We start from the raw sequence: 13454 nt of genomic DNA, 5'->3' as shown, positions 1-13454 counted from the left end.
ATGTTTTTATCGCAGCGTGATTTGCACCAGCGTCAATCACGCAGCACTAAAAGCAGGCAAACCATTTCCACATGGAAACTAAACAGAAATTTCCCTTCGATTTTGCTCAAACTCAATAGCTGTACGGCAATACAGCGTGTAAAATCAAATCGCTTCCCTGCGTAACTGATGGCGTGATTCTTGCGTACACGCAATGGCGAAGCCCCCTTTCGAGTACCGACAAACATAGAAGAATGTGCTCATGCAGGAAGTCGACGTTCCAATGATGAAACCGCTTCTGAAGCATCTCGTTGAGATCACTGCTCACCGCGAGCATTCACGGCTTGCTGTCGCCGTCATTTCCGCGCTCTACCAATTGGCACATGTGAGTCAGGTGCGCGCACTGGAAATCTTCACGTTGCGCGACGAGCTCTTCGTGCAGGAAAAGATCCTGATCAAGGAAGGCAGCATCACCACGATTGCCGACCACACGCATGACGATCCCAAAGAGCCGCTCAAGAGTTATCCCGGCATTGTCGAATGCATGCAGCAGCACAAACACGAACATCCCGAAGTCCGCAGCGATGGCACCCATGTATTGTGGTTGCCGGTCTGGCTGCACGGCAAAATCAATACCTGTCTCGAAGTTTGCAATCAGGGACCGTTTGATGCCGGCGCCCGCGAAGTCATCGACGGCATTTTCCGCGTCTACTGCAATTATCAAAGTCTGCTCGACTACAGCGAACGCGATGCGCTGACCGGTCTGTTCAATCGCAAGACCTTCGATGAACAGTTTTCCAAACACGCCTTCGCCATTGCCCCGCACGAATCGCACTCGCTCGATCAGCACCATGAACGGCGTCATTCAGGCGACATCAAGGCGCACTGGCTGGCGGTGGTCGACATCGATCACTTCAAGCAGGTCAATGATCAGTACGGCCATTTGTATGGCGACGAAGTGTTGATTCTGATGGCCAATATCCTGCGCGCCTCCTTCCGCTCGCATGACCGCATCTTCCGTTTCGGCGGCGAAGAATTCGTGATCCTGTTGCGTGCCACCACGCTGGCCGACACCCGAAAAATCTTCGACCGCTTCCGCCAGAACGTACAGGAATATGATTTCCCGCAAGTCGGTAAAGTCACGGTCAGCCTCGGCTTCGTCGGCATTTCGCAAGAGACGCCGGTGGTGATTCTCGGGCATGCCGATCAAGCCCTGTATCATGCCAAGAAAAACGGCCGCAACCGCATCTGCTTTTATGAAGAACTGGTCACCTCGGGCGTCCTCAGTTCTGAAATCTCCACCAACGACATCGTCGAATTCTTTTAAGCACCGGCACACTTCCCCGTAACTCACAGCCGCACGAAACTGATCTGCGCTCTGCATGGCCCGGCAACAGCTCGCCCGTTGCGGCCATTGCGACCGACACGCACCATGCCTGTCGCCCCTTCTGATTTTCCCCATAGAAATACAATTAATTCGATATCGAATTTTTGCAATGATTGCTACCATCAAGCATTCAATGCGATGTCGTTGTTCACAGACATCTGATCAAGGCAGGCACATCTGACGACACCGATCATCAGGTAACGATACCCACCGCACAATCCAACATCAGCGCAGCCCGGGCACAGGCAGCGGCAGTGCCGGCACGACTGTCTCTGTCGTGCCGGCACGCCAGATCAGGGAATTTACGGCGATGACACAAATTCATTCGGGTATCACGGCCCCGGTGCCAACCCGCGAGTCAGATGATAAAGGTGCTTCCCCCGCCGCATCATCGCAGTCGGCTGACCAGAGCGGATCTGCGTCAACAATACCGCCGCCTGCGCTCAGCGATCGCGTCACGCTGTCCACTGCCTTGCCATCAGACCACCGCGCCACACCGATTCCCCCCGTCACTGCGCACCGGCACAAAGCAGCCTCGGCCTGGCAAGTCCTGGAACTGCAAAAGAATGAAGGCAACATCTACTCCTTTTTGCAAAAAGATACCTCGGCCTACATTCAGCCGGCGGTCGATGGCAGATTCCTGTACACCATTCTTGCCGGTGATCCGGACCGGATTTTTGTCGGCGCCCCAAAAGGATCGCACAGTGCGAATGAGGCAACGTTCGGCATTCAGGGTCATACCTCCATCACTTACAGCAGAGATGTGCTGTATGCCGGAGAACTGTTGTTCCGCAATGGCAAACTGGCGCAATGGAATAACGACAGCGGTCACTACAGACCGGCTGCGGAATTGCGTCATACCAACCTGAGACCGGCGTTGCAGCGCATATTGCCGGAGCATTTGTTCACGCGCAGCCGGATCAGAGACGACGCGATTTCCCCGCCATCTGATCCCCGGCCACATGGCGCCAGCCGCACCGCAGCGGCAACCCCGCCAGTCATCCTCAATCCCGAAGGTAGCGACAGCAAACGGGAAGTCCGGAGGAATGCCGTGCCGGCGCCGGCGGGTGACGTCGGGCAGAAAGCCCGCCACGGCACCACACCATCCAAACGCAATATCTTCACTTATCTGTTGCGGCGTGATGCAGATGACAGATCTGCGCCACCTGCCGTACCGGCACGCCAAATCAAGGGAGTATCAGCAATGACACAAATACAGTCCGGCACCACATTGACCACGACAACGCCGGTGGCAAATGAACACATTCCGCCCGCAACGCCGTCACAATCCGGTGCCGTGTCCGGACTTGCTGCCGCAGCACCGCAACCGGTGCCCGCTGACCGTGTCACGCTGTCCTCGGGCTCGCAGTCCGGCAGCCGCGCCGCACCGATCGTTCCCGTCACCACGCATTTGCATGACCCGGCTACGCCCTGGCAAGTCCTGGAACTGCAAAAAAATGCCGGCAACAATTATTCCTTTTTGCAGAAAAGCGATACTGCCTACGTGCAGCCGCGGGTCGATGGCAAATTCAATTACGTCATTCTTGCCGATGATCCGGAACGCATTTACATCGGCGCCCCGCCCGGATTGAGCAGTTCGAATGATGCCGCGTTCAGCCTTCAGGGTCATACCTCGATCACTGCCGGCAAAGACGTGCTGTATGCCGGAGAAATGTTGTTTAGCAATGGCCAACTGGTGCAATGGAATAACGAAAGCGGTCACTACAAACCGCCAGCGGAATTGCGCCATACCAATCTGGGGCCGGCATTGCAGCGACTGTTGCCGGAACATCTGTTCTCGGCGACCTGGATCCCGTGCCACGCGGAACCTGATCTTTTGCAATCTGCGCCGCATCGCCGCGCACCTGCCGCTACCGAGATCCGCGCGTTTGCCCAGCTAGGTGAAGATGCCGGTGCCCGGATACGGCCTTTCGGCGCACATACGCTATCGTCGCACCAGTCCGAAAACGGCTTGCTGCTGGCGCATGCGCTGGCGACCCGAATCAAGCCACCGCACGACTACCTGCCCACGCGCGGCTACACGCCGTCCGCAAGTGCGTTGACAGGCTTGCGCCAGTCGATGGCATCTGACCGCTTTACCGCGCACCTCAATACGCTCGGCGCGCCAGACAGCAGCGCGATACCCAACCTCGATGACGCGTTGAAACAATGGGATTACCGGCAACGCATTGACAGCATCGGTACACAAATCGACTCCTTGCCATTCAGCGCGCAACGATTGCGTGATCTGCCCGCATGGCTGGCGGTGCAAACCAGCACCACGCACCTGCTGCTCGATATGCCGCAAGGCAGCGCCTCGCTCTGGGTCGACCACAGCGGTGCTACCCCCACATTCGGACTGGTCGATCCGGCACTGGGCATCATCGAAGGCATACCTGACCACACCACGCTGGACACAATCCTGTCACAACATTTCAATGACGCCTACGCCGCCAACCAGACCACCACGGCCTACACCATCACCGGCGATGCAGCAGACCGCCTCGCCGGCACTTACCCGACGCCGGACCTGCTCGGTGGCAAACACTACAGCGCGCGTGATTTGCTGGCAGTGCAAGACCGGCGCGATGGCTTATTGCGCCTCGGGTCGCAAGAGATTGCCCGCATCCGGCTGCATGACATGGGTGCCATGCTGGATAACCGGGCCATTGATGCCGCCAGCCTGCAACGGGCGACGCTGACCGGTGACCTGATGAATCGGCTGCAGTTCGATGGCGCAACGTTGCAGCACCAGTTCAAAACCGATGGCAATGCCGACCGGCTGACCGGCCTTTTGTATGACATTGGCACCAGCCGCACGACACCGGCAACCACGCCAGTCATCATCAACCCCGAGGGTACCGCCGGCAAATGGGGAGTCCAGATGAATGCCGTCCTGGCGCTGGCCGGCGAAGTCGGGCAAAAGGCCAGGAGCGACGCCACGCAACCCAAGCGCAATATATTCACCTACCTGTTGCCCGGCGGCGGTGCCGTCAGTCATACCGGCGTCGGTTTGCAGGCCTTCGGCGTCTATAACGGCATTCGCGGCATCAAGGATGCGGTGGCGCGCGGCGACACCACGGATATCGCCGTCAACAGCGCCGGATTGGTCGCCGAAGCTGCCAGCCTGGGCGTGGAAAAAGGAGTGGTGGCCCTCGGCAGCTATCTGCAAAAAGGGAATGTCGCCAGCTTCAATGCCTTCGCCAACACCAGCATCGGCAGCAAGCTCGGCGGCGCCAAAGCACTCGGCACCAATGTCGGACGTACTGCCGGCGCGTTCGGCACGGTCATCACCACGCCATTTGATATCTACAGCGCCTATACCTCGTTGAGCCAGGCGGGCAACAGCAAAGGCAAGGTGGCACAGGATCATTACGTCAACGGCGGCCTGGCAGTTGCCGGCGCCGCCAGTTCACTGGCGCTGGCCGGCGCCGCCTTCGCCGGTGTCGCTGCGGCCGGCCCGATCGGTATCGCGGTGGGTGCCGCACTCGCCCTCGGGGGCGGCATTTATTCCAGCGCCCGTTACGTGGAAGATCTGGATGCCCATGCCAATCTGAGCGGCTGGGAAAAATTTGTCACCGGCATCGCCAGCTTCGTCGGTTCCGGCGCCTCGCAAGACATCGAAGATCGCGTTGCCATCAGCAAGGCCCAAGGAGACTACGACAATGGCAAGCGCCAGTTGCTGCACGCGTTTCTCAAGCAATCGAGACCGTATGGCGAAGCCATATTCGGCAACGCCGTCATCACCGCCCAGACCCCGCTGACCCATCGCGGTGCCCCCAATCAGCATGGCCTGCGCAAAAAAAACGTGACCCAACGGCCCGCCCTCGCCACCGACAATGGCGCCGATCACATCAATGCCCGCCGCGGCACGGCACAGGTAAAAAACCGCGTCACTGCGCCAGCCACCAATGGCGACGCCGTCTATTGGGCCACCGGCGACGGCCATGACCGGCTCACCGGTGTCGGCTGGCGCAGCAATACCTTTGACCTCGGGCACGGAAAAAAGCAGGTGCAGGGTGGCTGGCAAAATGACCGTATCCGCCTCGGCACCGGCATCACCAACGGCTCGTACTTCGACGGCGGCGATGGCAATGACACCCTCGATTTATCGGCAGCCGCATCTGGCGCAGGCGCGGGTGCCAAGCGTTCATTCGTGGTAAAGCTGCCCGAAACCAAGGCCACCGAAGCGATCAGCGCCGACTTGTACTGGCAAGACAATGTACTGCGGACCAGCGGCGCACCCCAAGTACGTCCGGTAGAAACCGCCAGCGGCCATGTTGCCACGCGCGGCCAGCGTGCCACGCTGAATTCAATTGAAAATGTGATTACCGCAAAAAATGCGCGTACCAAAGTCACCGGCAACGACAAAGACAATCTGTTCGTGCTCAACGGGCGCAACGACAGCGCGCGCGGCGGCGGTGGCAACGACATCTATGTCGTCAACGGCGGCGGCACGGTCCGGATTGCAGCCGGTGACGGCAACAACCGCTATCAGATCGGCCGCACCGCCAATATCGTCGAGATCACGACGGCACCGCAAAGTCCTGGCACCGAATTGAATCTGGCATGGAACCTTGATGAGATCACGGTACAGGCACGCGATGGCAATGTGGAAATCCTGCTGGGTCGCAAGCGGCAGAAAACAATCCGGCTGCAAGATGTCGCGCAAACCGCTGGCGGTCAGTGGGCAGGGAGTCAGCAAACAATGCGGGTAGTCGACGGCAAGCCGGAAGTGCTGCTGACCCGCACGCACCAGAAAAAAATTCGCCTGCAAGACGCTTTCCATCAGAATACCGGTGGCCAGTGGCAAGCACGCCAGCCCGATGGCGCATTGAAAATTCTGACGCGTGACGGCTACCTGCTGACGCCGGTGTTGTCATCGCGGACAAGCGCCCCGGACGGTCTGCTCCAGGTCATGGCCAGCATCTCGCCCCATCGCTTGCCCGCACCGGCCGCAACGGCGACGTGATATCGCAACGCGCAGACCACGTGCGCGTGCGGGCAGCTCCAGCAGGAAAGCGGCGGACAAAACAAAACGGCCCGGACCGGAAAACCGATCTGAGCCGTCACGATTGCTGCGGTCCGACTTCGTGCATCAGGCGCGCGGCAGTGTCACACCGTGCTGGCCCTGATACTTGCCGCCGCGATCCTTGTAGGAGACTTCGCAGATTTCATCGCTCTCGAAGAACAAGACCTGGGCGCAACCTTCGCCGGCATAAATCTTGGCCGGCAGCGGTGTCGTATTGGAGAACTCCAATGTCACATAGCCTTCCCATTCCGGTTCGAACGGCGTCACGTTGACGATGATGCCGCAACGCGCGTAGGTTGACTTGCCGAGGCAGATCGTCAATACGCTGCGCGGAATACGGAAGTATTCCACCGTGCGCGCCAGCGCAAAGGAATTGGGCGGGATGATGCAGACATCGCCCTTGAAATCGACAAATGATTTTTCATCGAAATTCTTGGGATCGACAATCGTCGAATTGATATTGGTGAAGATCTTGAATTCGTTGGCGCAACGGATATCGTAGCCATACGAAGAGGTGCCATAGGACACGATCTTGTTGCCGTTCTCTTCGCGCACCTGGCCCGGTTCGAACGGCTCAATCATGCCCTGCTCCTGCGCCATCCGGCGGATCCATTTGTCGGATTTGATCGTCATTGTTTTCTGTGGAAAAGGGGTTGCAAATAAACTACGAAAATAGCTACGCACAGTGGCAGCGTATATACACGGATGAAATATCGCGCAATTTTACGCTAAAAGCCGGGCTAGCCTTGATTTCCGGGGACCTGCCCCGGATTTCGGCCGCGCCGCCGATGTTTGCATTGTAGCAACATCATGGCTGGCACAGTGTGTCCGTCTCAACGCTGCATGGTTTCCCATACTTTTTGCAGACGCTTGACCGACACCGGCATCGGCGTACGCAACTCTTGCGCAAACAGCGACACCCGCAATTCTTCCAGCAGCCAGCGGAATTCCTTCATCTTGCCGTCGTTACCGCCACGTTCCTTGTGTGCCCGTTGCCACGGCAATGCTACCTGCAGCCACTCGGCCATCAGGCGGCTGTCACGCGCCGGGTCGGCCCGCAATTTATCCAGCCTGACGTTGAGCGCCTTGAGATAGCGCGGGAAATGCATCAAATGCTCGTAATCATTGTCGGCCACGAAACGCTTGCTGACCAGTTGCTGCAATTGCGCCTGCATATCCGCCAGCGCCGGCGCATGCGCCTTGGCGCCTTGCAGCTTTTTCGGCAATACGTGATATTCGGCCAGAATCAGACCAGCCAGACGGGCGATCTCATTGACCAGCAAACCGAACCTGGCCTTGCCCTGCTCTTTGCGCAGATTGAATTCTTCGGCATTCTTCGGCAACGGCGTCTGCATGAAGGCACGCTCCAGGCCGGCAGCCAGAATCTGGTCGCGCAATTCTTCCTGCGAACCAAGCGGTAAAAATTGCATGCCCATTTGTTGCAGGCCGGGAATATTCTTTTCCTGATACTTCAACTGCTCTTTCAATTGCAGCGCGAACAGACGCCGCATGCCGGCAAAATGCTGACGCGCGGCATCCGACGGATCGTCGAACACTTCCAGATCGCAATGGGTTTTCTGGTCCACCAGCGCCGGGAAACCGATCAATGTCTGCTTGCCGCGCTGAATCTCCAGCAGTTCCGGCAATTCACCAAAGGTCCACGCCGTCAGATTGGCATATTCGCTGACACTGACGGCAGCAGTCGTGGCGATCGTCGTTTTTGGCCGGGAACCGTTGGCCGGCGCTGCCGTCGACGGCTCGCCCGGTGCAATCGCAACCTGCTCCGCCAGTTTCTGGAATTGCTCGCGCGCCTGACCGCCGAACTCGGCTTGCAGGCTGCCGAGGTTGCGCCCCATTTCCAGTTGCCGGCCATGCTCGTCGACAATCTTGAAATTCATCGCGTGATGCGCGGGCAATGTCTCTTGCTTGAAATCGCTGAGCTTGGGCATGATCGTGATTTGCTCGCGGATATCGGCAATCAGTGCTTCCAGCAAATTGCCTTTGCCGAACAAATGACCTTGCTGCATGCGCTCGCAGAAGCCGGCCGCATACTCCGGCAACGGCACGCAATGCCGACGCAATTTCTGCGGCAAGGACTTCAGCAGCAAATGCACCTTTTCCTTGAGCATGCCCGGCACCAGCCATTCACAGCGCTGCTCCGAGACTTGATTCAAGGCATACAGCGGCACGGTCAGCGTCACGCCATCGCGCGGCGTGCCCGGTTCGAAATGGTAAGACAAGGCCATGTCCAGACCGGCTACCGTCATGGTCTTGGGGAACAGATCGGTGGTGACGCCGGCGGCTTCGTGGCGCATCAGATCGTCGCGGCTCAGGTACAGCAATTTCGGATTGGCGGCGGTCACATCCTTGTGCCATTTTTCGAAACTGATGCCGTTGCAGACATCCGCCGGAATCAGCTTGTCGTAAAACGCAGCGATCAGTTCATCGTCAACCAGCACATCGAGACGACGCGATTTGTGTTCCAGGTTTTCAATCTCGCGCACCAGCTTCTGGTTGTGCGCAAAGAATGGCGCGCGGGTGTCAAAATCACCCCCGACCAGTGCGTCGCGAATGAAAATTTCGCGCGCTTCTTTCGGATTGATGTAACCGAAGTTGATCCGACGCTGGCTGTACACCACCAACCCGTAAAGGGTTGCGCGTTCCGATGCCGACACTTGCGCGGTACGTTTTTCCCAGCGCGGCTCGCCCCAGGATTTTTTCAGCAAATGCGCGCCGACACGTTCCAGCCATTCCGGCTGAATCTGCGCCACGCTGCGCGCATACAGACGCGAAGTATCCACCAGCTCGGCCGCCACCACCCATTTACCAGCCTTCTTGAGCAAATGCGAACCAGGCCAGATATGGAACTTGATGCCGCGCGCGCCGAGATAATGCGGATCGTCGTCGGCCTTGAAACCGACGTTGCCGAGCAAGCCGGTCAGCAAGGCCGTATGCAATTGTTCGTAAGTGGCGGCGGCTTCATTCAGATGCCAGCCTTGCTCGCGCACGATAGTCAACAATTGCGAATGCACATCGCGCCATTCGCGCAAACGCAATTGCGACAGGAAACTGGCGCGGCAATGATCCTGCAATTGCCGGTTGGATTTTTTGTGGGCGATGGCTTCTTCAAACCATTTCCATATTTTCAGATAACTCAGAAATTCGGATTTTTCATCGGCGAATTTCTTGTGCGCGTTATCTGCCGCCGCTTGCGCTTCCATCGGCCGGTCACGCGGATCTTGCACCGACAAGGCCGAAGCAATGATCAGCAATTCGCTCAGACAGGCGCTTTCGCGGCCCGCCAGAATCATGCGGCCGACGCGCGGATCGAGCGGCAACTTGGCCAACTGGCGACCCAGCGGCGTCAGTTTGTTGCTGTCATCGACCGCCCCCAGTTCTTGCAACAACTGGTAACCGTCGGCGATAGCGCGCCCTTGCGGCGGTTCGATAAACGGAAAGGTTTCGACGTCGGCCAAATGCAGCGATTTCATCCGCAAGATGACCGCCGCCAGCGATGAGCGCAGGATTTCCGGTTCCGTGAACTTGGGCCGCTGCAGATAATCCTGCTCGTCGTACAGGCGAATGCACACCCCGGCCGCGACCCGGCCGCAACGTCCGGCACGCTGATTGGCCGCCGATTGCGCCACCGGCTCGATCTGCAACTGTTCGACCTTGTTGCGATAACTGTAACGCTTGACGCGCGCCAGACCGGCATCCACCACATAACGGATACCCGGCACCGTCAGCGAAGTTTCGGCGACGTTGGTGGCCAGCACGATGCGGCGTGCATTGGAAATCTTGAAAACCCGTTCCTGCTCTTGCGCCGAAAGGCGCGCAAACAACGGCAGGATTTCGACATGCGGTGGATGATGCTTGCGCAAGGCTTCGGCGGTGTCGCGGATTTCGCGCTCGCCCGGCAAAAATACCAAAATGTCACCGGAGCCGATACGCGCCAGTTCATCCACGGCATCGACCACGGCTTCCATTAAATCGCGCTGTTCACGTTGTGCCTGGGCATGCGATGAAGCCGGACCTGGCGCAGCGCCGGCAGGCTTGGCCGGATTCGTCACGCCGCTGCGGTCGGCATTGTCGACCGGCCGGTAGCGCACGTCGACCGGATACAAGCGGCCCGAGACTTCGATCACCGGCGCCGGTTGCAATTCGCCCTTCACTTCCTTGCCGAAATGACGCGCGAAACGTTCGGCATCGATGGTGGCGGAAGTGATAATGACTTTGAGGTCGGGCCGTTTCGGCAACAACTGCTTGAGGTAGCCGAGCAGGAAATCGATGTTCAGACTGCGTTCATGCGCTTCATCGATGATGATGGTGTCGTACTGACGCAGCAAGGGATCCGTCTGGGTTTCGGCCAGCAAGATACCGTCGGTCATCAGCTTGATCCAGGCACCCTTGCTCAGGGTATCGTTGAAACGCACCTTGTAGCCGACGTGTTCGCCGGCCGGCGTTCCCAATTCCTGTGCAATACGCTTGGCGGTCGACGACGCGGCAATACGCCGTGGCTGGGTGTGACCGATCAGGCCGAATTCGCCACGTCCCAGTTGCAGGCAGATTTTCGGCAATTGCGTGGTCTTGCCGGAGCCGGTTTCACCGCTGACGATAATGACCTGATTGGCGCGCAAGGCATCGGCGATTTCCTGACGGCGGCCGGAAACCGGCAATTCCTCGGGAAAGGTGATGACCGGCAACGGATTGCGCACCGGCGCAGGACGGGCCGTCGCGGGACGCGCTGTCGTTTCGGCGACGGACTTGGGCCGGGGTGGCCGGGGAGAATGAGTTGCAGACATAAGGTCTGGCATTATACCGACTTAGTTCGCGGCTTAGCGCGCGACTTCCCCCCGATTCACCCGCCGCCGGGCGGGTGTTTGCGGCTTGCGTCCGGTGCCGGCGGCGAACCTAGAAGTAACGGGTCAGATTCAGCATCAGCGTGCGCGGATCGCCTGTCGGCAAGGCGCTGTCGTTGATGCCGCCGGGGTAATAGCGCTTGTCGGTCAGATTCTTGATGTTGAGCGCCATTTTGTAAGCACCGGCGACATACGTCACAGCCGCATCAAATACCGTATAGGCCGGCACCACGTAGCTGTAGCTGCTACCGCGCTTGGCCGATTCGAAACGGGCACCGCCGGCCAGTTCCAGACCGTTCAGCGCTCCGCCGTGCATGCGGTAGCTGGTCCACAGGCTGGCGCTGTGACGCGGAACGTCATCGAGTGATTTGCCGATGTTGCTGCGATTGACGTCATTGACGATGGTGGCGATGGTGTTGGCATAGCCGGCCTTGAGGTGCCAGTTCTTGCGCAGTTCCGCTGCCAGCTCCAGTTCGATACCGTGACTGCGTTGTTCGCCGACCTGTTTTTTGTAACCCGGCGCCAGCGGATCCTTGGCGCCGACATTGTTGCGCGTGAGCTGGTACCACGCCAGATTGACGCTGCTGCGCTGGTCGGTGCTGAGCCATTTGATGCCGGCTTCATATTGCTTGCCGGTCTCCGGTTGCAACATTTGCCCGCCACTGGTCATCCCTGAATTTGGCGAGAACGAGGTCGCATATGATATATACGGCGTCCACCCCTTGCCCGCCGCATAGCTAAGGCCGACACTGCCGCTGGTGGCCTGATCACGCTGCACTTCGGGATCGTCTTTCAACTGGTCTGTCGTGCGCATGCTGACCTGGTCGTGACGCAGCGCACCGGATATCAGCAAGCGCTCGTTGATACGGTATTCGTCGAGCAGATAAAACCCGGCGGCGCTGGTGTAGACGGTCTTCGCTTCCCTCAGTTTGTCATTGCAAACGATGGGTTTTCCATACACCGGCTTGAACAGGTCAATCGGCTTTACCGTGCAATCGCGGTAGATATTGGCGTCACGCCGATAATCGAGTTGAACACCAAACCGCGTACTATGCTTGCCGCCTGCCTCAAACGTATGCGCCAGCGCCGTATCGAGCGTGGCAATGAACATGTCGAAGTTCTGCTTGCGGCCGCTGCGCTCCTGCGTGCGCTTGTCGCTCCCGAGCTTGTCGAGGAAGATCCCCGTCCCCGCCACATCGGTGTGCTGGACGCGAAAATGCTGAATCAGTTTCCAGTCGGGATGAAAACGATGTTCCAGCTCATAACCGAGGCGCGACTGATTGCCGCTGTATGGTTGCTGCAAACCGGGTTCGCCGGAGAAAAAATCGTCGGCCATGTGCCCATTGCGATTGGGCAGTACCGAGCCATATGGCGATATGCCCTGCTGCCGCAGATAGTCGCGCTGATTGTGACTGAACAGCAGCGTGAAATCCGTATGGGCGCCAAGGTCGAGTGTCAGCGACGGTGCAATCCAGTAATGTTTTTCATACACGAAGCGGGTCGGGTCGCCGCGATCCAGCAGCAGCGCATTGAGTCGCCACGCCGCCTTGCCGTCCAGTGGCCGTCCGGTATCCAGCGTCAGTTGTTTGAAGTGGTTGCTGCCGTAAGTAACGCCCAGTTCGGCAAACGTCTCGGCGCGGGGTCGCTTGCTGACCATGTTGACTGCGCCGCCCGCCTGTATGGCGCCATACAGGCCGGAGGCGCTGCCCTTGAGGACATCGATGCGCTCATAGCCGAACGGCTCCTGCGCCAGCCAGTAATGGCCGACCGGCAAGCCATCGACCAGAATCGAGGCCCGCGCATCCTGGCCCCGGATCAGATAATCGTCCCAGCCGCGCCGGCCGTAAGTACCGGCCACCACCCCCGGTACATTGCGCAAGGCTTCGCTGACGGTGGTGACTTGCTGGGCGTCGAGCAGTTCGCGCGTGAGCACGGTCACCGAGCGCGGCGTTTCGTTGAGCGCAGCATCCGACTTCATCGTATTGCTGGCACGCCGCCCGAGATAACCCCGGGTTTCGCTCTGCTCGACCGCATGTACATCCGGCAATGCCGTATCCGTACCTGACTGGGCGCACGAGGCAGACGCAAAGCAGCCCCCGCAGGCGGCCGCAGCGAGCGCCTGAAATGATAATTTCAACATGATTTTCCTGCCAATAAAACGCAGCCGGCAACGGCTGCATGCCGTGACACGGGCCGA

At 58.8% G+C, this 13454-nt stretch carries 5 protein-coding genes; 2 read left to right on the top strand and 3 right to left on the bottom strand.

The annotated features are described in order from the left end of the window. The first annotated feature begins 241 nt into the window (after positions 1 to 241). Both AKL27_RS25225 and AKL27_RS25220 read left to right on the top strand, forming a co-directional pair. Positions 242 to 1306 (top strand): GGDEF domain-containing protein, encoded by a 1065-nt coding sequence (locus AKL27_RS25225; protein ID WP_198156085.1) that lies wholly within the window; start codon positions 242 to 244, stop codon positions 1304 to 1306. A 370-nt stretch (positions 1307 to 1676) separates the two neighbouring features. Further along, a complete protein-coding gene (locus AKL27_RS25220) occupies positions 1677 to 6338 on the top strand; it encodes a hypothetical protein (RefSeq protein WP_050465652.1) in 4662 nt (1553 codons plus the stop codon). A gap of 126 nt (positions 6339 to 6464) precedes the next feature. Here the strand turns inward: AKL27_RS25220 and dcd are convergent, their stop codons facing one another. From dcd to AKL27_RS25205, 3 genes are all read right to left on the bottom strand, one after another. Then, positions 6465 to 7031: a dCTP deaminase gene (gene dcd, locus AKL27_RS25215; protein WP_050465650.1), complete on the bottom strand. Its 567-nt coding sequence runs from the start codon at positions 7029 to 7031 to the stop codon at positions 6465 to 6467. A 200-nt stretch (positions 7032 to 7231) separates the two neighbouring features. After that, a complete protein-coding gene (gene hrpA / locus AKL27_RS25210; protein WP_050465649.1) occupies positions 7232 to 11200 on the bottom strand; it encodes an ATP-dependent RNA helicase HrpA in 3969 nt (1322 codons plus the stop codon). 109 nt (positions 11201 to 11309) lie between these two features. Continuing rightward, positions 11310 to 13397, bottom strand: coding sequence for a TonB-dependent siderophore receptor (locus AKL27_RS25205; protein WP_050465648.1), 2088 nt, complete (start codon positions 13395 to 13397; stop codon positions 11310 to 11312). Positions 13398 to 13454 lie beyond the last annotated feature (57 nt).

It is taken from the genome of Herbaspirillum autotrophicum, assembly GCF_001189915.1.
GTDB lineage: Bacteria > Pseudomonadota > Gammaproteobacteria > Burkholderiales > Burkholderiaceae_D > Herbaspirillum > Herbaspirillum autotrophicum.
This window is presented reverse-complemented; position numbering and strand designations above follow the sequence as displayed.

Excerpts from the sequence above, each read along its gene's own strand:
- AKL27_RS25225 (WP_198156085.1), top strand. The coding sequence starts at position 242 with ATGCAGGAAGTCGACGTTCCAATGATGAAACCGCTTCTGAAGCATCTC.
- AKL27_RS25220 (WP_050465652.1), top strand. The coding sequence starts at position 1,677 with ATGACACAAATTCATTCGGGTATCACGGCCCCGGTGCCAACCCGCGAG.
- dcd (WP_050465650.1), bottom strand. The coding sequence starts at position 7,031 with ATGACGATCAAATCCGACAAATGGATCCGCCGGATGGCGCAGGAGCAG.
- hrpA (WP_050465649.1), bottom strand. The coding sequence starts at position 11,200 with ATGTCTGCAACTCATTCTCCCCGGCCACCCCGGCCCAAGTCCGTCGCC.
- AKL27_RS25205 (WP_050465648.1), bottom strand. The coding sequence starts at position 13,397 with ATGTTGAAATTATCATTTCAGGCGCTCGCTGCGGCCGCCTGCGGGGGC.